The 21,641-nt window shown below is 63.0% G+C and carries 16 protein-coding genes; 9 read left to right on the forward strand and 7 right to left on the reverse strand.

Annotated elements, in window-relative coordinates; all coding sequences use genetic code 11:
- Positions 1–42: 42 nt before the first annotated feature.
- Positions 43–879: a 23S rRNA (adenine(2030)-N(6))-methyltransferase RlmJ gene (locus tag ABM562_RS00975; protein WP_115089178.1), complete on the reverse strand. Its 837-nt coding sequence runs from the start codon at positions 877–879 to the stop codon at positions 43–45.
- A 126-nt stretch (positions 880–1,005) separates the two neighbouring features.
- Positions 1,006–2,490: a sodium/proline symporter PutP gene (gene putP, locus ABM562_RS00980; RefSeq protein ID WP_115089180.1), complete on the reverse strand. Its 1,485-nt coding sequence runs from the start codon at positions 2,488–2,490 to the stop codon at positions 1,006–1,008.
- 353 nt (positions 2,491–2,843) lie between these two features.
- On the opposite strand from putP, the gene putA reads away from it, so the two are divergent.
- Entirely contained in the window at positions 2,844–6,797 is a 3,954-nt protein-coding gene (putA, locus tag ABM562_RS00985; protein WP_115089182.1) for a trifunctional transcriptional regulator/proline dehydrogenase/L-glutamate gamma-semialdehyde dehydrogenase, read from the forward strand.
- 73 nt (positions 6,798–6,870) lie between these two features.
- Here the strand turns inward: putA and ABM562_RS00990 are convergent, their stop codons facing one another.
- Positions 6,871–7,269, reverse strand: a complete 399-nt coding sequence (locus tag ABM562_RS00990) for a hypothetical protein (RefSeq protein ID WP_148708575.1) — start codon at positions 7,267–7,269, stop codon at positions 6,871–6,873.
- Positions 7,270–7,330: 61 nt separating this feature from the next.
- Positions 7,331–7,930, reverse strand: a complete 600-nt coding sequence (locus ABM562_RS00995; RefSeq protein WP_460420502.1) for a hypothetical protein — start codon at positions 7,928–7,930, stop codon at positions 7,331–7,333.
- Between the two features lie 189 nt (positions 7,931–8,119).
- On the opposite strand from ABM562_RS00995, the gene ABM562_RS01000 reads away from it, so the two are divergent.
- The 7 genes from ABM562_RS01000 to yccS all read left to right on the forward strand — a co-directional run bounded on the left by ABM562_RS01000 (position 8,120) and on the right by yccS (position 19,285).
- Positions 8,120–9,922 (forward strand): acyl-CoA dehydrogenase, encoded by a 1,803-nt coding sequence (locus tag ABM562_RS01000; protein WP_233673550.1) that lies wholly within the window; start codon positions 8,120–8,122, stop codon positions 9,920–9,922.
- Positions 9,923–9,954: 32 nt separating this feature from the next.
- The gene (locus ABM562_RS01005; RefSeq protein WP_233673551.1) at positions 9,955–11,397 is read left to right on the forward strand and encodes a TldD/PmbA family protein; all 1,443 of its coding nucleotides are present in this window, start codon (positions 9,955–9,957) and stop codon (positions 11,395–11,397) included.
- The gene (locus ABM562_RS01010) at positions 11,397–12,728 is read left to right on the forward strand and encodes a TldD/PmbA family protein (protein ID WP_460420504.1); all 1,332 of its coding nucleotides are present in this window, start codon (positions 11,397–11,399) and stop codon (positions 12,726–12,728) included. The genes ABM562_RS01005 and ABM562_RS01010 overlap by 1 nt, the downstream gene beginning before the upstream one ends.
- 105 nt (positions 12,729–12,833) lie before the next feature.
- Complete coding sequence (gene mdtD, locus ABM562_RS01015; protein WP_115089195.1) at positions 12,834–14,261, forward strand: multidrug transporter subunit MdtD; 1,428 nt, start codon at positions 12,834–12,836, stop codon at positions 14,259–14,261.
- A 105-nt stretch (positions 14,262–14,366) separates the two neighbouring features.
- Entirely contained in the window at positions 14,367–15,704 is a 1,338-nt protein-coding gene (dbpA, locus tag ABM562_RS01020; protein WP_233673590.1) for an ATP-dependent RNA helicase DbpA, read from the forward strand.
- A 97-nt stretch (positions 15,705–15,801) separates the two neighbouring features.
- Entirely contained in the window at positions 15,802–16,983 is a 1,182-nt protein-coding gene (locus tag ABM562_RS01025) for a BaiN/RdsA family NAD(P)/FAD-dependent oxidoreductase (protein WP_115089200.1), read from the forward strand.
- A gap of 118 nt (positions 16,984–17,101) precedes the next feature.
- On the forward strand, positions 17,102–19,285 hold the full coding sequence (gene yccS / locus ABM562_RS01030) for a YccS family putative transporter (RefSeq protein ID WP_233673553.1): 2,184 nt from the start codon (positions 17,102–17,104) through the stop codon (positions 19,283–19,285).
- Here the strand turns inward: yccS and ABM562_RS01035 are convergent, their stop codons facing one another.
- On the reverse strand, positions 19,286–20,026 hold the full coding sequence (locus ABM562_RS01035) for a substrate-binding periplasmic protein (RefSeq protein WP_233673554.1): 741 nt from the start codon (positions 20,024–20,026) through the stop codon (positions 19,286–19,288).
- Between the two features lie 232 nt (positions 20,027–20,258).
- On the opposite strand from ABM562_RS01035, the gene ABM562_RS01040 reads away from it, so the two are divergent.
- Positions 20,259–20,711 carry a GNAT family N-acetyltransferase gene (locus ABM562_RS01040; RefSeq protein ID WP_115089205.1) on the forward strand — a complete coding sequence of 151 codons (453 nt, stop codon included), beginning with the start codon at positions 20,259–20,261 and terminating at the stop codon, positions 20,709–20,711.
- Between the two features lie 95 nt (positions 20,712–20,806).
- Here ABM562_RS01040 and ABM562_RS01045 read toward each other — a convergent pair whose 3' ends face one another.
- Both ABM562_RS01045 and ABM562_RS01050 read right to left on the reverse strand, forming a co-directional pair.
- A complete protein-coding gene (locus ABM562_RS01045) occupies positions 20,807–21,103 on the reverse strand; it encodes a winged helix-turn-helix domain-containing protein (protein WP_115089207.1) in 297 nt (98 codons plus the stop codon).
- 17 nt (positions 21,104–21,120) lie between these two features.
- Positions 21,121–21,621: a M48 metallopeptidase family protein gene (locus ABM562_RS01050; protein ID WP_115089209.1), complete on the reverse strand. Its 501-nt coding sequence runs from the start codon at positions 21,619–21,621 to the stop codon at positions 21,121–21,123.
- Between the last annotated feature and the right edge of the window lie 20 nt (positions 21,622–21,641).

Genomic DNA, 21,641 nt, shown 5'->3' on the forward strand with positions numbered 1-21,641 from the left:
TCAGACATACCGCATCGCGGGGCAAGCCCGCTCCTACAGCGGTTACTCGGCGATCAACCAATCCATCCGCCAGCTACCCTGGGTCTGCGCCAGCACCTGAGCCAGCCACGGCAGCAGCGCACGCAGCTCTTCTTCCAGGCCCCATGGCGGGTTGGCAATTGCCAGGCCAGAACCGTTAAGGCCCTGCGGGCTGTCCTGCGGATGCACATAGAGCTCGATCCGCAGCAGCTTCGGCGCACCGGTGCTGGTCAGGTCCTGGTAGAAACGCACCAGCTGGCGCTGATCCTTGATCGGGTACCAGATGGCTGCGACGGTCTGGCGCATGCGACTGATGGTCTCTTTCATCGCCTGGGTGCAGCGCTTGAGCTCGTCGGCCTGCTCGAACGGCGGGTCGATCAGCATCACTGCACGCTTTTCCTGCACTGGCAGCAAGGCCCGCGGTACATGCCAGCCCTCGCCCAGGTGCACGGCGACGCGCGGGTCCTTCTTCATGTTGTCCTTGAGCAGGCGGCCGTCTTCGGGGTGCTTCTCGTTGAGCAGCACACGGTCCTGCTGGCGGGCCAGGCGCCGGGCCAGCTCCGGGGAACCCGGGTAGTAGCGCAGCTCGCCGTCAGGGTTCATCTTGCGCAGGATGCGCAGGTAATCTGCGGTTACCTCCGGCAGGTCGTCGCGCCCCCAGAGACGGCCGATACCTTCCAGCCACTCGCCGGTACGCGTCGCCTGGTCGCCCTGCAGGTCATAAAGCCCGAGGCCTGCGTGGGTGTCGAGGTAGGCAAACGGCTGTTCCTTGCGCGACATCAAAGCGATGAGGCGGGTCAGCACAAGGTGTTTGAAGACGTCGGCGTGGTTACCGGCGTGGAAGGCGTGACGATAGTTCATGGCAACTCCTGCAAGACCGCGCAGTTTACCTTGTCATGCGGGCGGCGTCAGGCACGGGCCGCCAAAACGACAACGACCCGGGCTCTTGCGAGGCCGGGCCGTTGTCAGGCGAAGCTCAGCAGCCGATCAGCGACCGGCCTTGAACGCCTCGTCGGCAGCTTCGAAGCGCGACACCATGCCTTTCGACGGGTTGCCGGCCCGGCTGACGAAGTAGATCGCCAGGGCGCCGAGAATGAAGCCCGGGATGATCTCGTACAGCCCCCAGATGGAGAAGTGCTTCCACACCACAACGGTGATCGCACCCACCAGGATACCGGCCAGTGCGCCGTCACGGGTCATGCCTTTCCACAGGACCGAGATCAGCACCACCGGACCGAAGGCGGCACCGAAGCCTGCCCAGGCGTAGCTGACCAGGCCCAGTACGCGGTTCTCAGGGTTGGAAGCGATGAGGATGGCAACCACGGCCACCAGCAGCACCATGGCGCGACCGACCCAGACCAGCTCCAGCTGCGAGGCACCCTTGCGCAGGAAGGTCTTGTAGAAGTCTTCGGTCAGGGCGCTGGAGCACACCAGCAGCTGGCAGCTCAGGGTACTCATGACCGCCGCCAGGATGGCCGACAGCAGAACACCGGCAATCCAAGGGTTGAAGAGGATCTTGGCCAGCTCGATGAACACACGCTCGTGGTTCTCGGTAACCGGACCGGCCACTTCAGGATGCGCCGAGAAGTAGGCGATACCGAAGAAACCAACGGCGCAGGTACCCACCAGGCAGAGGATCATCCAGGTCATGGAGATGCGACGGGCTTTAGCGATCGACTTGACCGAGTCAGCGGCCATGAAGCGCGCCAGGATATGCGGCTGGCCGAAGTAGCCCAGACCCCAGCCCATCAGCGAGATAATGCCGATGAAGGTAGTGCCCTTGAGCATGTCGAAGTTGCCCGCATCCTTCAGCTCGATGGCGGCAAAAGTCGTGTCAAAGCCACCGGTTGCGATCAGCACGATCACCGGAGTCAGGATCAGGGCGAAGATCATCAGTGTGGCCTGGACGGTATCGGTCCAGCTCACCGCCAGGAAGCCACCAACAAAGGTGTAGGCAATGGTCGCCGCTGCGCCAGCCCACAGCGCTGTCTCGTAGGACATGCCGAAGGTACTTTCGAACAGACGGGCGCCGGCAACGATGCCGGAGGCGCAATAGATGGTGAAGAACACCAGGATTACCACCGCGGAGATGATCCGCAGCAACCCGCTGTTGTCTTCGAAACGGCTGGAGAAGTAATCCGGCAGGGTCAGTGCATCACCGTTGTGCTCGGTCTGCACGCGCAGGCGGCCGGCGACGAACAGCCAGTTCAGGTAGGCACCGACGATCAGGCCGATGGCGATCCAGCTTTCCGACAGACCCGACATGTAGATAGCGCCCGGCAGGCCCATCAACAGCCAGCCACTCATGTCCGACGCACCGGCCGAAAGCGCGGTGACCACGCTGCCGAGGCTGCGACCGCCAAGAATGTAATCAGAAAGGTTGTTGGTAGAGCGATAGGCCATGAAGCCGATCAGCACCATTGCCGCGATGTAGATCACGAACGTGATCAAGGTTGGATTGCTTACACTCATTGTTGCGCCCTGGCGTTTGTTTTTATGTAGCGACAGCCTCAGAGGAGGTTGCACCCAGGCCGCGAATCCTATGCAACAACGCAAAGAGGGTGCAACCTGTTTTTACTTTCAAGTTGCACCTCGTCGGATTTTTTGCGTAACAGCCGTTTTTTGCTCCCTTTCGGAGCAAGAACCACCGTTATCAGAAGAAAACGCACCACAAACAGCCATTTTTGCTGTGTGGTTTTACCCTCCGGACGAGTAGCACTTATTTCCTACATATTTTGGGTTGCACTAGGTTGCACCCAAATTCGCGCACGGATAATCTTGGCGCCAGCTTAAGCCACAACCTGTGGCAATAATGAGGATAAGAAATGGCGACGACCACCCTTGGGGTCAAACTCGACGACCCTACCCGTGAGCGACTCAAAGCAGCTGCGACGTCCATCGACCGCACGCCGCACTGGTTGATCAAGCAAGCGATCTTCAATTACCTGGAGAAGCTCGAGGGTGGCGCCACCCTGACCGAACTCAACGGTCAGCCAGGCATTCATGCCGACGATGCCGGCGAAGTCCAGGCCGACCACGCCCACCAGTGCTTCCTCGAGTTCGCCGAGAGCATCCTGCCGCAATCGGTACTGCGCTCGGCCATCACCGCCGCCTACCGCCGCCCTGAGCCGGAAGTGGTGCCGATGCTGCTGGAGCAGGCACGCCTGCCGGCCGCCATGGCCGAAGCCACCAACAAGCTGGCCGCCGGCATCGCCGAAAAACTGCGTAACCAGAAGAGCGCTGGCGGCCGTGCCGGCATTGTTCAGGGCCTGCTGCAGGAATTTTCCCTGTCGTCCCAAGAAGGCGTGGCGCTGATGTGCCTGGCCGAAGCGCTGCTGCGCATCCCCGATAAAGGCACTCGCGACGCCCTGATCCGCGACAAGATCAGTACCGGCAACTGGCAGCCGCACCTGGGCAACAGCCCGTCGCTGTTCGTCAACGCTGCCACCTGGGGCCTGCTGCTGACCGGCAAGCTGGTCTCGACCCACAATGAATCCGGCCTCACCTCTTCGCTCAGCCGCATCATCGGCAAGAGCGGCGAGCCGATGATCCGCAAGGGCGTCGACATGGCCATGCGCCTGATGGGCGAGCAGTTCGTGACCGGCGAAACCATCGCCGAGGCCCTGGCCAACGCCAGCAAGTTCGAAGCCAAAGGCTTCCGTTACTCCTACGACATGCTCGGTGAAGCCGCTCTGACCGAACATGACGCACAGAAGTACCTGGCGTCCTACGAGCAGGCCATCCACTCGATCGGCAAGGCCTCCCACGGCCGCGGCATCTATGAAGGCCCGGGCATCTCGATCAAGCTCTCGGCCCTGCACCCACGCTACAGCCGCGCCCAGTACGAGCGCGTCATGGAAGAGTTGTACCCGCGCCTGCTGTCGCTGACCCTGCTGGCCAAGCAATACGACATCGGCCTGAACATCGACGCCGAAGAAGCCGACCGCCTGGAGCTGTCGCTGGACCTGCTCGAGCGCCTGTGCTTCGAGCCGCAACTGACCGGCTGGAACGGTATCGGTTTCGTTATCCAGGCGTACCAGAAGCGCTGCCCGTATGTAATCGACTACGTCATCGACCTGGCCCGCCGCAGCCGCCATCGCCTGATGATCCGCCTGGTAAAAGGCGCCTACTGGGACAGCGAGATCAAGCGCGCCCAGGTCGAAGGCCTGGAAGGCTACCCGGTCTACACCCGCAAGGTGTACACCGACGTTTCCTACATTGCTTGCGCACGCAAACTGCTGTCGGTGCCAGAAGTCATCTACCCGCAGTTCGCCACCCACAACGCTCACACCCTGTCGGCCATCTACCACATTGCGGGTCAGAACTATTACCCGGGCCAGTACGAGTTCCAGTGCCTGCACGGCATGGGCGAGCCGCTGTACGAACAGGTTGTCGGCAAGGTCGCCGATGGCAAGCTGAACCGTCCGTGCCGCGTGTACGCACCAGTCGGCACCCATGAAACCCTGCTGGCCTACCTGGTTCGCCGCCTGCTGGAAAACGGCGCCAACACCTCGTTCGTCAACCGTATTGCCGACCAGTCGATCTCGATCCAGGAACTGGTCGCCGACCCGGTCGCCACCATCGAGCAGATGGCCACCCAGGAAGGCAACTTCGGCCTGCCGCACCCACGCATTCCGCTGCCGCGCGACCTGTATGGCGCCGAGCGGGCCAACTCCGCCGGTATCGACCTGGCCAACGAACACCGTCTGGCTTCGCTGTCCTGCGCCCTGCTGGCCACTGCCCACAATGACTGGAAAGCCGCGCCGATGCTCGGTTGCGCTTCGAGTAACGAGGCAGCGGCACCGGTATTGAACCCGTCCGATCTGCGCGATGTGGTCGGTCATGTTCAGGAAGCCACCGTTACCGACGTCGACAACGCCATCCAGTGCGCCCTCAACGCCGCGCCGATCTGGCAGGCCACCCCGCCAGCCGAACGCGCGGCGATCCTGGAACGTGCCGCCGACCTGATGGAAGCCGAGATCCAGCCGCTGATGGGCCTGCTTGCCCGTGAAGCCGGCAAGACCTTCGCCAACGCCATTGCCGAAGTGCGTGAAGCAGTCGACTTCCTGCGCTACTACGCCGTGCAGGCACGTAACGATTTCAGCAATGACGCCCACCGCCCACTGGGTCCGGTGGTGTGCATCAGCCCATGGAACTTCCCGCTGGCGATCTTCAGCGGCCAGGTTGCCGCTGCGCTTGCCGCTGGCAACCCGGTGCTGGCCAAGCCGGCCGAACAAACGCCGCTGGTCGCAGCCCAGGCCGTGCGCCTGCTGCTCGAAGCCGGTATTCCGGAAGGCGTGGTGCAACTGCTGCCAGGCCGCGGTGAAACCGTCGGCGCCCGTCTGGTCGGTGATGATCGGGTCAAAGGCGTGATGTTCACCGGTTCCACCGAAGTTGCGCGCCTGCTGCAACGCAACATCGCCGGCCGCCTGGATGCCCAGGGCCGCCCGATCCCGCTGATCGCCGAAACCGGTGGCCAGAACGCGATGATCGTCGACTCCTCGGCGCTCACCGAACAAGTGGTCATCGACGTAGTGTCGTCGGCCTTCGACAGCGCCGGTCAGCGTTGCTCGGCACTGCGCGTACTGTGCCTGCAGGAAGATTCCGCCGACCGCGTCATCGAAATGCTCAAGGGCGCCATGGCTGAAAGTCGTCTGGGTAACCCCGAGCGCCTGGCCGTGGACATTGGCCCGGTGATCGACGCCGAAGCCAAGGCGGGTATCGAGAAGCACATCCAGGGTATGCGCGACAAAGGCCGTACCGTGTACCAGATGGCAATCGCCGATGGTGAAGAGATCAAGCGCGGCACCTTCGTGATGCCAACCCTGATCGAACTGGAAAGCTTCGACGAGCTGCAACGCGAGATCTTCGGCCCGGTACTGCACGTGGTGCGCTACAACCGCAAGAACCTCGACCAGCTGATCGAGCAGATCAACGCGTCCGGTTACGGCCTGACCCTGGGTGTGCACACCCGGATCGACGAAACCATTGCCAAGGTCATCGACAACGTCAACGCCGGTAACGTCTACGTCAACCGCAACATCGTCGGTGCCGTGGTCGGCGTACAGCCGTTCGGTGGTGAAGGCCTGTCGGGTACCGGCCCGAAAGCCGGTGGCCCGCTGTACCTGTACCGCCTGCTGTCGACCCGTCCGGCCGGCGCCATCGAGCAGTCGTTCCAGCGCACCGACGGCGAAAACGCCCCGGACACCCGCCTGCGCGACAGCCTGAGCAAACCGCTGCAAGCCCTCAAAACCTGGGCGGCGAGCAATCAGCTGAACGACCTGAGCGGCTTGTGCGAACAGTTCGCCCAGCAATCGCAAAGCGGTATCAGCCGCCTGCTGGCGGGCCCGACTGGCGAGCGCAACAGCTACACCATCCTGCCGCGCGAGCACGTGCTGTGCCTGGCCGAGGTCGAAGCTGACCTGCTGACCCAGTTGGCCGCGGTCCTGGCCGTAGGTAGCTCGGCTGTCTGGCCGGAAGGCGAGTTGAGCAAGACCCTGCGCAATCGTCTGCCGAAGGAAGTGCAAGCGCGCATCCAGCTGGTGGCCGACTGGAACAAGGACGAAGTGGTGTTCGACGCCGTCCTTCATCACGGCGACTCCGACCAACTGCGCGCCGTGTGCGAGCAGGTGGCCAAGCGCGCCGGTGCCATCGTCGGTGTTCACGGCCTGTCGTCGGGTGAAACCGCGATTGCCCTGGAGCGCCTGGTGATCGAGCGCGCGCTGAGCGTCAACACCGCAGCTGCCGGTGGCAACGCGAGCCTGATGACTATCGGCTGATAGCCTGCGGCGCCTCTATCGCGGGTCAAGCCCGCTCCTACAACGTAGGAGCAGGCTTGGCCCGCGATGCTTTCTAGCCCAGAAATTTCGCACGCTGATGATGTAACAGCCACCACAGGCTACCCGCCTTCACGACCTCGGAAGCAATGACCAAAACAAGCATGAGCCAGAGGCTGTAGGCTGGCGACAGCTTTGCCCATACCAATAGAATCGAAATGGACGGCACCATGAACATCAGCCGAAATGGAATCTGTAGCAAACCGAGATAAACCCCCGACTTCCGCCCCGCCAACAACAGCAAACAGCTGACAATGATCGACAGATGCAAGGTGAAGCTCATACCCGCGAGCCACTTGGCGAAAATGCCATGATCCTGAAGCAACCCGATCATGTTTTGGGCGTCGGTGTAATAGAGGATCTGACCTCTACGAAGACTGCCCTGGACATACAAGACAATAAAAAATGCATCCATCCCACCCCACCAATACCGGGTTATAAGTGGGAGCTGATTCATAGGCTGACGACTGAAGGCCTCAGGCATCAGCAAACGTCACGATGAAAAGCCCCGCCAGCAAAACCACGAGAAAAGACACCAGTACTACCCAAACCAGGATTCCAACCGACATCCATGCCCAGTTCAGGAGTGACAACCGGGAATTTGACTGGCCTTTCGGGTCGCCCACGCAGGTATTTATCGCCCCCTGAACTCTGGCCACCACCCAAAGTATCAAAACATCCATAGCCAATACCGCACTCAACAACGGCAGCGGCGCCAGCTCCATCATCTGATTTGCCCACAACGAGAGCGCTGTCAGCAGGATCAAGGCGCATACCAACCAGAACGGCGACCACCTGTAGCTTCGACCAGACAGGTGCAATTGCCGATCGACCCTGCTCAGCAGGCTGTAAAGAAACAGAATGCCGAAGATGCTTCTTACCAGCGGCAAGACTCGCTCCCCGGTTTCCCGCCGGTAGAGCGCCCAGCTTTGGTAATGGCAAAAAGCCCAATAAAGACCAAAGGTGAACAGGTTCATCACAATCATCTTTCTGATCGATACGACGAAGAACATTGGCCCGCTGACTGGGGTATCAGGGAGGTCAGGGCTCATCGAAGCGGTGCTGTTAGTGGTCATGGCTACGGCCTTCGGTAATGGGTCGACCATCTAAGCCTGCTCGTGCATCACAGATCTGCCCTCTGGCTCCGAAGCAAGGGTACGAACATTCCCAAACGCCTTGTGCCCTGCCATCACCCGCATCTATTTCGCTGTGCAGTAGCAACGTCACTACCTAGACTCGGCCCATCCCCAGACAGGAATGCCGCCATGTCCGAGACTCTGCTCAGCGCCCGCAACCTGGCCTTCGAACTCTACGAAGTGCTCGACGCCGAGGCCCTGACCCAACGCCCGCGCTTTACCGAGCACAACCGCGAAACGTTCGACGCCGCCCTGGCCACCGCGCGGACCATCGCCGAAAAGTACTTCGCCCCGCACAACCGCAAAGGCGATGAGCACGAGCCGCGTTTTGAAAATGGCGAAGCCGTGTTGATTCCCGAGGTTAAGCCTGCGGTGGATGCCTTCCTTGAGGCCGGCTTTCTCAATGCCTGCCGTGACTTCGAAGCCGGTGGCATGCAGTTGCCGACCCTGCTGTCGCAAGCCTGCTTCGCCCACTTCCAGGCCGCCAACGCCGGGACCACGGCCTACCCGTTCCTGACCATGGGCGCCGCCAACCTGATTGAAAGCTTTGGCAGCGACGAGCAGAAACGCCTGTTCCTGCAGCCGATGATCGAAGGCCGTTTCTTCGGCACCATGGCCCTCACCGAGCCGCACGCCGGTTCGTCCCTGGCCGATATCCGCACCCGCGCCGAACCGGCTGGCGATGGCAGCTATCGGCTGCGCGGCAACAAGATTTTCATTTCCGCCGGCGACCATCCACTGTCGGAAAACATCGTGCATATGGTCCTGGCCAAACTGCCGGATGCGCCGCCCGGGGTGAAGGGCATTTCGCTGTTTATCGTGCCCAAGTTCCTGGTCAATGCCGACGGTAGCCTGGGCCCGCGCAACGATGTACTGCTGGCCGGTCTGTTCCACAAGATGGGTTGGCGCGGCACCACCTCGACAGCGCTGAACTTCGGCGACAACGGTCAGTGCGTCGGTTATCTGCTGGGCAAGCCGCACCAGGGGCTGGCCTGCATGTTCCAGATGATGAACGAGGCGCGCATCGGCGTCGGCATGGGCGCGGTGATGCTCGGTTATGCCGGCTACCTGTATTCGTTGGAGTACGCCCGTCAGCGGCCGCAGGGACGCCTGCCAGACAACAAGGATCCGGCCACCGCCGCCGTGCCGATCATCAGCCACAGCGATGTGAAACGCATGCTGCTGACCCAGAAGGCCTACGTCGAAGGCGCCTTCGACCTGGGCCTGTACGCGGCGCGGCTGTTTGATGACACTCAGAGCGGCGGGAGCGAAGCGGTTCGCCAACAGGCCCAGGAACTGCTCGACCTGCTGACGCCGATCGTCAAATCCTGGCCTTCGGAGTTTTGCCTGAAGGCCAACGAGCTGGCCATCCAGATTCTTGGCGGCCATGGTTACACCCGCGAGTACCCGGTCGAACAGTACTACCGCGACAACCGCCTGAATCCCATTCACGAAGGCACCCACGGTATCCAGTCGCTGGACCTGCTCGGGCGCAAACTGGCGCAGAACGGTGGTGCCGGGCTCAAGCAACTGGTCCGCCTGATCGCCACGACTTGCGAGCAAGCCCACCAACACAGCAGCCTGGATCGCCTGCGGGTACCGCTGGAGCAGTTGCTCGACCGCCTGCAGGAAGTGACCCTGGGCCTGCTCGCTGATCTGGCCCAGGGTCAGGTCAACACTGCCCTGGCCAACTCGGCGCTGTACCTCAAGGCCTTCGGCCACTGCGTGATCGGCTGGCGCTGGCTGGAGCAGGCGGTCCGTGCCGAACAGGGTCTGGCCCGCGGCAACCCGGCCGATCGCGACTTCTACCTGGGCAAATTGCAGGCGGCGCGTTATTTCCTGACCTGGGAAGTGCCGGGCTGCCATAATGAGCTGGCATTGCTCGCGGCCCGTGACGATACCTGCCTGAGCATGCACGACGAGTGGTTCTGAGGGGGAACCACCGCGCACACGGAGGTTCCCGCATGTTCGAGTTGACCGCATTGCTGCGCCAGCGCTTCGCCGCCCTGCGCAGCAGTGGCGAATTTTTCTCCCTGCGTTATGTGCAGCAGAGCCAGCAGCACCTGTCGGTGCGCAAGAATATCGCGGAGCCGCCGTTCCTCGGCCGCGACGAAGGCGCAATGCTCACCGTGCGCCTCAATGGCGTGGAAACCTACGCGGCCACCGCCGACCTGTCGCAATCCGGCTTGCAACGCGCTCTGGAGCAGGCTGAGGCACTGGCCCGGCAGATCACCGGGCGCGCCCTGCTCGACCTGCGCGAACAACCGGTGGCCACCGGCCGCTCCGACTACTGCTCACCCAACCTCGAGCAAGCTTTCCCGTCTCTGGGCGACTGCTACGCCCTGCTCGCCCAAGAGTCGGCCAGCGTGCCGAATGACAGCCGCCTGGTGAACTGGCAGGCCAGCCTTGGCGTCAGCAACATCGAGCAGATCTACCTGAACACCGCCGGCGCCGAACTGCGCCAGGCCCAGCGTTTTATCTACCCAGGCTTCAGCACCACCGCCTTCGACGGTCAGGACAGCCAGACCCGCACCCTGGGCCGGGACAACTTCGGCCAGCAGGGCGGCCTGGACGTGATTGAGCGTTGCGGCCTGGTCGGTGCCGGGGCCAAGGTCGCTGACCAGGCCCTGCAACTGCTGCTGGCGCCGAACACCCCGAGCGGTGTGCGCGACCTGCTGCTGATGCCCGACCAGATGATGCTGCAGATCCATGAATCCATCGGCCACCCGCTGGAAATGGACCGCATCCTCGGCGACGAGCGCAATTACGCCGGCACCAGTTTCGTCAAGGCCAGCGACTTCGGCAGCCTGCAATACGGCTCTAAACTGCTCAACGTAACCTTCGATCCGTCGATCCGCGAGGAGCTCGCCAGCTACAGCCATGACGATGACGGCAGCGCCGCGCACAAGCAGTACCTGATCAAGGACGGCCTGCTGATTCGCCCGTTGGGTGGCGCCCTGTCGCAGTTCCGCTCAGGCCTTGAAGGGGTGGCCAACAGCCGCGCCTGCGGCTGGAACCGCGCGCCAATCGACCGCATGGCCAACCTCAACATCGAGCCGGGGGACAAGACCCTTGAGCAACTGATCGGCGGCATCGAGCAGGGCATCCTCATGCGTACCAACCGCTCATGGTCGATCGACGATGCGCGCAACAAGTTCCAGTTCGGTTGCGAGTGGGGTCAGTTGATCGAAAACGGCGAGCTCAAGGGTGTGGTCAAGAACCCCAATTACCGCGGGATCTCCGCACAGTTCTGGAGCAACCTCAGCGCCGTCGGTGACGCCAGCACCTTGCAGGTACTGGGTACACCGAACTGCGGCAAGGGCGAGCCGAACCAGGTGGTACGGGTAGGCCACGCCTCCCCCGCCTGCATATTCAGCCAGATCGACGTATTCGGAGGAGACGCCTGATGGCTGCCAATCCACTGCAAAGCTTCCAGCACTTGGTCGCCAGCCTGCGCGACGCAGTACGCGCCCCCGAGCATTTCACCCTCAGCTACAGCGGCGAACACTCGCAGTTCATCCGTTTCAACCACGCCAAGGTACGCCAGGCCGGTGAAGTGCAACAGGCCAGTTGCGTGCTCAAGCTGATCGCCGACGGGCGTCAGGCCGAGTTGCAGTTCACCCTCGGCAACGACGCCGAAGTCGACCAACTGCGCTTGCAACAGGCTCTGGAGCAACTGCGCCAGACCCTGTCGCTGCTCGAACCCGACCCTTACCTGCAACTCAACGACAGCGCCTGGCAAAGCCATAGCGTGCAGGATCAACCGCTGCCTGACAGCGCCGAGGTACTGGCGCAGATCGAGCAAGGCGCGGGTGATCTGGACCTGGTTGGCATCTACGCCGCGGGCCCGATCTGCCGGGGCTTCGCCAGCTCGTTCGGGGCCTTTGGCTGGCACCAGGCCAACAGCTTCAACTTCGACTGGAGCCTGTTCCACAGCAACGGCGAAGCGGTCAAAGCCAACTATGCCGGGCAAACCTGGGACCACGAAGCCTTCGCCGTGCGCCTGCAGCAGACCCGCGAACAGCTTGACTACCTCGGCCGCCCGCTGAAAAAGCTCGCCCCCGGCCAGTACCGCGCCTACCTGGCACCGGCGGCACTGGACGAAATCATGGGCATGCTCTGCTGGGGGGGCTTCTCGGCCCAGGCCATCGCCACCAAGAACAGCCCGCTGCAACGCCTGTACAGCGGCGATGCCAGCCTGAGCCCGTTGACCAGCATTGCCGAGCAGGTCAGCGGTTCGCTGAGCCCGTCGTTCTCTGACGAAGGCTTGCTGCGCAGCGACTTGCGCCTGATCGATCAGGGCCAGGCCCTTGACCGGCTGATCTGCGCCCGCAGCGCCGCCGAGTTCGAACTGGCGGCCAACGGTGCCGATAGCTACGAGTCGCCGTGCGCCCTGAGCATGGCGCCGGGTTTGCTTGCGCACAGCGAAATCCTCGCCCGCCTGGGCACCGGCCTGTACATCAGCAACCTCTGGTACCTGAACTACTCGGACCTGCCCGCCGCGCGCATGACCGGCCTGACCCGCTTTGCCACCTTCTGGGTCGAGAACGGCGAGATCCAGGCGCCGGTGAGCACCATGCGCTTTGACGACAGCGTCTACAGCTTGCTGGGGTCGCAGCTGGAAGCGTTGACCGCAGAGCGCGAGTTGATTCTGTCGACCAGCACCTACGGGCAGCGCCAGACCAGTTCGAGCCATTTGCCGGGAGCTTTGGTCAAACGCCTGACGTTGACACTGTGATAACCCCGATCGCTGGCAAGCCAGCTCCCACACGGATCTGTGTGAACTTGTCCCTGTGGGAGCCGGCTTGCCGGCGATGAGGCCCTCGACCTTGTAGAGATGCCCATGCCCAACCGCGCCCCGCTGGACCCGACCACCGCCCGCTGGATCCCCTGGGTAGTGGCCATCGCCTTCTTCATGCAGTCGCTCGACGGCACCATCCTCAACACCGCCCTGCCGGCCATGGCCCGCGACCTGGCCGAGGACCCATTGCGCATGCAGTCGGTGATCATCGCCTACATGCTCACCGTGGCCCTGCTGATCCCGGCTTCAGGCTGGATCGCCGACCGCTTCGGTACCAAACGCATCTTCTTTGGCGCGATCCTGCTGTTCAGCCTCGGTTCACTGCTCTGCGCCCTGGCCAGCAGCCTCGGCATGCTGGTGGCGGCGCGGGTGATCCAGGGCCTGGGCGGGGCATTGATGCTGCCGGTCGGGCGCTTGGTCGTACTGCGCGCTTACCCGCGTTCGGAGCTGGTGCGGATCATGAGCTTCATCACCATCCCCGGTCTGCTCGGCCCACTGCTGGGCCCGACCATGGGCGGCTGGCTGGTGGAGATTCTCAGCTGGCACTGGATCTTCCTGCTCAACCTGCCCGTTGGCGCCATCGGCTGTTATGCGGTGTGGAAGTTCATCCCCGACCTGCGCGGCTCGGAACGTACCCGCTTCGACGGCATCGGCTTCGTGCTGTTCGGCGCGGCGATGGTACTGATCACCATTGCCATGGAAGGCCTGGGCGAGCTGCATTTGCCGCACCTGCGGGTGATGTTGCTGCTGTTCGCCGGCATGGCCTGCCTGGCCGCCTACTGGCTACGTGCGGGTAGCATCGACAACCCGCTGTTTTCGCCAAAACTGTTCCACACCCGGACCTTTTCGGTAGGCATCCTCGGCAACCTGTTCGCCCGCCTGGGCAGCGGCGCGCTGCCGTTTCTGGTGCCGCTGTTGCTGCAGGTGGCGCTGGGCTATTCACCGTCCCAGGCCGGCATGAGCATGATCCCGCTGGCCGCTGCAGCGATGGTCGCCAAGTCGATTGCCCGGCCGCTGATCGAGCGCTTTGGCTACCGCAACATTCTCACCGGCAACACCCTGCTGCTAGGCCTGCTGCTGGCCAGCCTGGGCCTGGTCGACGAGCAGACGCCTTACGCCCTGTTGCTGTTGCAGTTGGGCCTGCTGGGCGCGGTCAACTCGATGCAGTTCACGGCGATGAACACCGTGACCCTGATCGATCTGGACGACAACAACGCCAGCAGTGGCAACAGCCTGCTGTCGGTGGTCGCGCAATTGTCGCTGAGCCTCGGCGTGGCCTGCGCCGGCGCCCTGCTTGGCGGCTTTACCGCAGCGGGCAGCGCCGAGGGCGTGGAGAGTACCCTCGGGGCGTTCCAGCTGACCTTCGTGACCATCGGCCTGATGGCCATGCTGGCGGCGGCGATCTTCATGCAGCTGTCCAGGGCTGACGGAAGGCGTGCCCCTCGTCCGGAACCGGAGATCGAGCCTTAGGGCTAAAGGCCATGAGGCTGGTACACTGCGCGACATTTTGTTTTGCAGGCCAGTCTCGTGACCACCATTGCCACCGCCTTCGCCACTTTGCCGCTGTCCGCCGCCATGCTGGCCAACCTGGACGCCCTCGGCTACGCCCAGATGACCCCGATCCAGGCCCAGAGCCTGCCGGTGATGCTCAAGGGCATGGACCTGATCGCCCAGGCCAAGACCGGCAGCGGCAAGACTGCCGCCTTCGGCATCGGCCTGCTCAACCCGCTCAACCCGCGCTACTTCGGTTGCCAGGCGCTGGTGCTGTGCCCGACCCGCGAGCTGGCCGACCAGGTGGCCAAAGAACTGCGCCGCCTGGCCCGCAGCGAAGACAACATCAAGATCCTCACCCTGTGCGGTGGCGTGTCCCTCGGCCCGCAGATCGCCTCGCTGGAGCACGGCGCGCACATCATCGTTGGCACCCCGGGCCGCGTGCAGCAGCACCTGAGCAAGGGCACCCTGGTGCTCGATGGCCTCAACACCCTGGTGCTCGATGAAGCCGACCGCATGCTCGACATGGGCTTCTACGACGCCATTGCCGACATCATCGGCCAGACCCCGAAGCGTCGCCAGACCCTGCTGTTCTCCGCCACCTACCCAGCCGGCATCAAGCAGCTGGCCTCGGCCTTCATGCGCGACCCGCAGACCGTCAAGGTCGAGTCGCAGCACGCCGACAGCCAGATCGAGCAGCGCTTCTACGAGATCAACCCGGACCAGCGCATGGAAGCGGTGAGCAAGCTGCTCGACCATTTCCGTCCGCAGTCGTGCGTGGCGTTCTGCTTCACCAAGCAGCAGTGCCAGGAGCTGGTCGAGCACCTGCAGGCCAAGGGCATTGCCGCCCAGGCCCTGCATGGCGACCTGGAGCAGCGCGACCGTGACCAGGTCCTTACCCTGTTCGCCAACCGCAGCCTGTCGGTGCTGGTGGCCACCGATGTCGCCGCACGCGGCCTGGATATCGATGCCCTGGATATGGTCATCAACGTCGAGCTGGCCCGCGATGCCGAGATCCACGTGCACCGCGTCGGCCGTACCGGCCGGGCTGGCGAGAAGGGCCTGGCGGTGAGCCTGGTGGCCCCGGCTGAAGGTCATCGCGCCCAGGCCATCGAAGACATGCAGAAGGCCGCCCTGCGCTGGGAACAGCTGGACAGCCTCAAGGCCCAGAATGGTGCACCGCTGCTGCCGACCATGAGCACCCTGTGCATTGCTGCCGGGCGCAAGGACAAGCTGCGCCCTGGCGATATCCTCGGTGCCTTGACCGGTGACGCCGGGTTGCCGGGCACGCAGGTCGGCAAGATTGCCATTTTTGATTTCCAGGCATTTGTCGCCGTCGAGCGGGCGGTGGCCAAGCAGGCGCTGCAGCGGCTCAACAGCGGCAAGATCAAGGGGCGGTCGTTGCGGGTGCGGATCGTCTAATTACCTTTTCGCGGGGCAAGCCCGCTCCTACACACCATCGCTGTAGGAGCGGGCTTGCCCCGCGATAGCTTCACCATCGAATTTCGAGGATTTTGCAGTGCGTTCCACCGAAGTGATCATCATCGGCGCTGGCGCCGCCGGCCTGATGTGCGCCTTGAGCGCCGCCAAACGCGGCCGTCAGGTGCTGTTGCTCGACCACGCCAACAAACCGGGCAAGAAAATCCTCATGTCCGGCGGTGGCCGCTGCAACTTCACCAACATGTACACCGAGCCGGGCAATTTCCTCTCGCACAACCCGCACTTCTGCAAGTCGGCCCTGGCCCGCTACACCCAGTGGGACTTCATCGAGATGGTCGGCAAGCACAGCGTGCCCTACCACGAGAAGAAGCTCGGCCAGCTGTTCTGCGATAACAAGTCCAGCGACATCCTCGGCATGCTCCTCGACGAATGCGCCAGCGCCGGCGCCGAGCTGCGCATGGATACCCGCATCGAGCAGATCGAAAAACTCGACAGCGGCTACCTGCTGGAAACCAGCGCCGGACAGTTCCGCTGCCAGTCACTGGTGATCGCCACCGGCGGTCTGTCGATCCCGACCCTGGGCGCCACCGGTTTCGGCTACCAGGTCGCCCGCCAGTTCGGCCACACCCTGCTGCCGACCCGCGCGGGCCTGGTACCGTTTACCATCACCGAACCACAGCTCAAGGCGATCTGCACTGAACTGTCCGGTACCTCGGTGGACTGCGTGGCCAGCTGCAACGGCACCGCCTTCCGGGAAAACCTGCTGTTCACCCACCGCGGCCTGAGCGGCCCGGCGATCCTGCAGATTTCTTCGTTCTGGCAGGCCGGCGACACGCTAGAGATCAACCTGCTGCCAGAGCACGACGCCCTGAGCTGGCTGCAACAGCAACAGGCCGAGCGCCCCAACAGCGAGCTCAAGACCCTGCTCGGGGAGATCTTCACCAAGAAGATGGCCAACCTGCTGGCCGAGCACTGGTTCGTCTCCAAGCCGATGAAGCAGTACACCCCGGCGGAACTGGCCCAGGTCAGCGACAAGCTCGGGGCCTGGCAGGTGGTGCCGGCCGGCACCGAAGGCTACCGCACGGCCGAGGTGACCCTGGGCGGCGTCGATACCCGCGAGGTCTCGTCGAAAACCATGGAATCACTGAAAAGCCCGGGCCTGTACTTTATTGGCGAAGTGCTCGACGTCAGCGGCCACCTGGGCGGCTTCAACTTCCAGTGGGCCTGGGCCTCGGCGTACGCGGCCGCGCAGTTCGTCTAACCTTCGCGGTAGAATCAGCGCATCAAGGAACAAATTTTGCTGGTCAGATGGCAGCGGTAACACTGCTGCCATCTGATTGGCTCAATTTCGATCATCGCCCAAGGCCTGCCCACCCGACATGTCATCCTCCTCGTTCAGCCAATCGTTGCGCCGCCTCTGGGCCCTGGACAAGTTCAGCTACGCCATCCGCGTTCTTATCGCCCTGACCGGCAGCATGCTGCTGTGCTGGTACAAGGACGAAATGAGCCTGCTGATTCCGCTGTTCCTGGGGATTATCGCCAGCGCCCTGGCCGAGACCGACGACAGCTGGCAAGGGCGCCTGAATGCCCTGGCAGTCACCCTGGTGTGTTTCACCATCGCCGCGCTGTCGGTGGAACTACTGTTCCCCTACCCGATCATCTTCGGCTGCGCCCTGGCCCTGGCCAGCTTCGCCCTGACCATGCTCGGCGCCCTCGGTGAACGCTACGGCGCGATTGCCTCGGCGACCCTGATCCTGTCGGTCTATACCATGATCGGCGTCGACCAGCGCGGCGGCGAAGTCACCGATTTCTGGCATGAGCCGCTGCTGCTGGTGGCCGGCGCCGCCTGGTACGGCCTGCTCTCGGTGCTGTGGCAGGCGTTGTTCTCCAACCAGCCGGTGCAGCAGAGCCTGGCCCGGCTGTTCCGCGAACTGGGCCGTTACCTCAAGCTCAAGGCCACCCTGTTCGAGCCGATTCGCCAGTTGGACGTCGAAGCCCGCCGCCTGGAGCTGGCGCAGCAGAACGGCCGGGTGGTGGCCGCGCTCAACGCAGCCAAGGAGATCATCCTGCACCGGGTCGGCAATGGCCGGCCGGGGTCGAAGGTCAGCCGCTACCTGAAGCTGTACTTCCTCGCCCAGGACATCCACGAGCGCGCCAGTTCTTCGCACTACCCGTACAACGCCCTGACCGAAGCCTTCTTCCACAGCGATGTGCTGTTCCGCTGCCAGCGCCTGCTGCGCCAACAGGGCGTGGCTTGCCAGCAACTGTCCGAATCCATCCAGCTGCGCCAGCCGTTCACCTACGACACCAGTTTCGCCCAGGCCCTGGAAGACCTGCACGCTTCGCTCGAGCACCTGCGCATCCAGAGCAACCCGGCCTGGCGTGGCCTACTGCGTTCGCTGCGCGCACTGGCGGCGAACCTGGCGACTCTTGACCGCCTGCTCAGCGACGCCAGCAACCCCGACAACCTCGCCGATGCCAGCGACAGCAGCCTGCTCGACCGTTCGCCGCGTAACTTCAAGGACGTCTGGAGCCGCCTGCGCCAGCAACTGACACCGACCTCGCTGCTGTTCCGCCACGCCCTGCGCCTACCCCTGGCACTGTCGATCGGCTATGGCATGGTGCATTTGATTCACCCGACCCAGGGTTACTGGATCATCCTCACCACCCTGTTCGTCTGCCAGCCCAACTACGGCGCCACGCGGCGCAAGCTGGTACAAAGGATCATCGGCACCGCCATCGGCCTGACCGTCGGCTGGGCGCTGTTCGACCTGTTCCCAAGCCCGGTTGTCCAGTCGCTGTTCGCCGTGGCCGCCGGGGTGGTGTTCTTCGTCAACCGCACCACCCGCTACACCCTGGCCACGGCGGCGATCACCCTGATGGTGCTGTTCTGCTTCAACCAGATCGGCGATGGCTACGGGCTGTTCCTGCCACGGCTGTTCGATACCCTGGTGGGCAGCCTGATCGCCATCCTGGCGGTGTTCCTGTTCCTCCCGGACTGGCAGGGCCGCCGCCTGAACAAGGTGCTGGCCAACACCCTGAGCTGCAACAGCACCTACCTGCGCCAGATCATGCAGCAGTACGCCCAGGGCAAGAGCGACGACCTGGCCTACCGCCTGGCCCGGCGCAACGCCCACAACGCCGATGCAGCGCTGTCGACCACCCTGGCCAACATGCTCATGGAGCCTGGGCATTTTCGTAAGGAGGCGGATGTCGGTTTTCGCTTTTTGGTGCTCTCGCACACCTTGCTCAGCTATCTCTCGGGCCTGGGCGCACACCGCGACAGCGCGCTGGATGCCGCGGTTCGCGAGCAGTTGATCGATGGCGCCGGGGCGAGCCTGGCCAGCAGCCTGGATGAGATTGCCGAAGGCCTGGCCAGCAAACTGCCGGTGGCGATCCACAGCGATGCCGAAGAAGCCCTGGCCAACGACCTTGAGCAGATGCCCGAAGAGCTCGACGAAAACCAGCGTCTGGTGCAAACCCAGCTGGCGCTGATCTGCCGGCAGTTGGGGCCGCTGCGCACCCTCGCCGCGCACCTGATCAAGGACAGCACGCCGGCCTGATTACATGCCGTGCTGCTTGAGCAACCGGGCGTAGCTGCCATCGGCTTTCATCTGGGCGATGGCACGATCGAAGCCGGCGACGATCTGCTGGTGCTCGGGGTTCTTCAGGCTGACGAGAATATGCAGGCTGTTCTCGCTGACGGGCCTGTCAAAGAACTCCACAGCTTCACGCACCTCTTTCGGTTCGCGCTTGAGGTAGTAACCGGCAACAAACTCATCTTCCAGCGCCAGGCGCACGCGGCCGGCGGCCAGCATGCCGACGGCGACGGAAAAACTGCGTACCGGAATTTTCTGCAAGTTAGCGTCGCTGTCGAACTCGGGTGAGTAGGCGTAATCGCGCACCACGGCGACGGGGAACGGGTACAGGTCGCTGAGGGCATTGAAGCGCACCGCATCGCCCTTGCGTTTGAGCAGGCGGATACGGTTGGTCAGGTAGCCAGCGGAGAACTGGCCGATTTCGGTTCGCGAGTCGTTGTACCAGGCATTGACCAGCACATCGTAGCGCCCGTCCCCCACCCCCAGCAGCGCCCGCGCCCAGGGCACCTGCTGGTACTGGCTGGTATAACCGGCACGGGTCAGGGCGGTGGTGACAATGGCCGTGGCAAGGCCACCGTTGGCCATGTTGGCATCGGTGAAAGGTGGCCAGCTGTCGGCAACCAGGCGCAGTGTGGCGGCCTGCGCCGTCGTGCTCGCCAGTAGCAGTATTCCCAGCAAAGCCAAGACTCGAAGCAATGGCCGCATGCTCAAATCCTTTAGCGAACCCCTGGTTCGCGCCGTTGATTTCAACTGCTTGAGAATGTTCAGTGCCAATCAGCCATTGCAGGTTACACAAAGAAGAAGTACTCGGGCAGAGGCAAATGATATCAAATGGCCTCTATTCCGGTCGACTTCGAGCCTGTATTGACCTGGCGCAATTAGACCCTCGCGCGGCTGTCTGCCATGATCAGGGGTATCAACCACTTGAGAGACGTCCATGGCTATCGACTGGATCTGCAAACACCACAGTGACATTGGCAAGGAACAACTCTATGCCATTCTGCGACTGCGCACCGAAGTCTTCGTGGTCGAACAGAAATGCGCCTACCAGGAAGTCGACGGCCAGGACCTGGAGGGCGATACCTGCCACCTGATGGCCTGGGAAGGTGACAACCTGCTGGCTTACTTGCGTTTGCTGGACCCGCAAGCCCAGGGTGGTGACGTGGTCATTGGCCGGGTACTGATCGCCCCCGAAGCACGCGGCCGCGGCCTGGGCCATGAACTGATGGAGCATGGGCTCAAGTACGCAGAGCATTACTGGCCTGAAGTGCCGGTGTACCTGTCAGCCCAGGCGCACTTGCAGGACTACTATGCGCGCCATGGTTTCAAGGTGGCGGGAGAGGAATACCTGGAAGACGATATCCCGCATATCGGTATGCGTCGCGGCTGAAATTCAGGGCTGCTGCGCAGCCCATCGCTGGCAAGCCAGCTCCCACAGGAGTCACACAGAACCTTGTGGGGGCTGGCTTGCCAGCGATGGGGCCCTCAGGGATAGCCAAGCACCTCACGAACACTGCGCAAATGCTGAATGATCCACTGCTTGTCGATCGCTCCCCAGTCGCGAATCCGGTAGTGCCCGGCATGATTGCGCGCCCCTGCCTGCTGCTCGAACTCACAGACGATATCCAGGTCAGCCAGGGCGGCAATGGTGTCCTGGGCGGTACGCCGGGGCATGCCGGTGGCTTCCATCAAGGCCGGGACAGTGCTGGCGGTCTGGCTGTCGATCAGCCAGGCGACATACAGCCGGCGGTAGAAACTGCTCTTGGTCTTGCTCACTTCCATTGGCAAATCCTCAGGGCCTACAGGCTGGCGGGCAGCTCGCGGTAGGTCAGGTAAACCCGCAGGTCGAATTCCAGTTGATGGTAGCCCGGCTGCATGTATTCGCAGAGCTGGTAGAACGCCTTGTTGTGATCGGACTCTTTCAGGTGCGCCAGCTCGTGTACCACGATCATCTTCAAAAACTGCGGCGCCGCCTCCTTGAACAACGAGGCGATACGAATTTCCTTCTTGGCCTTCAACTTGCCGCCCTGTACCCGCGAAACGGCCGTATGCAGCCCGAGCGCGCGATGGGTGAGGTCAAGGCGGTTGTCGAACAGCACCTTGTCGAGGTTCGGCGCGTTGCGCAGGTGCTCCTGCTTGAGCGCCTGGGCATAGGTGTACAGCGCCTTGTCGCTCTGCACCGCGTGCCTGTCCGGATAGCGCTGCTGCAGGTAGTCGCCCAGGCGATTGCTGGCAATCAACTGGCGAACCTGGTCTTGCAGGGCGGGCGGGTAGGCTTGCAGGTACTTGAGTGCGGTCATGGCCAAAACGGTTGACGATA

Source organism: Pseudomonas sp. ZL2 (assembly GCF_054788455.1).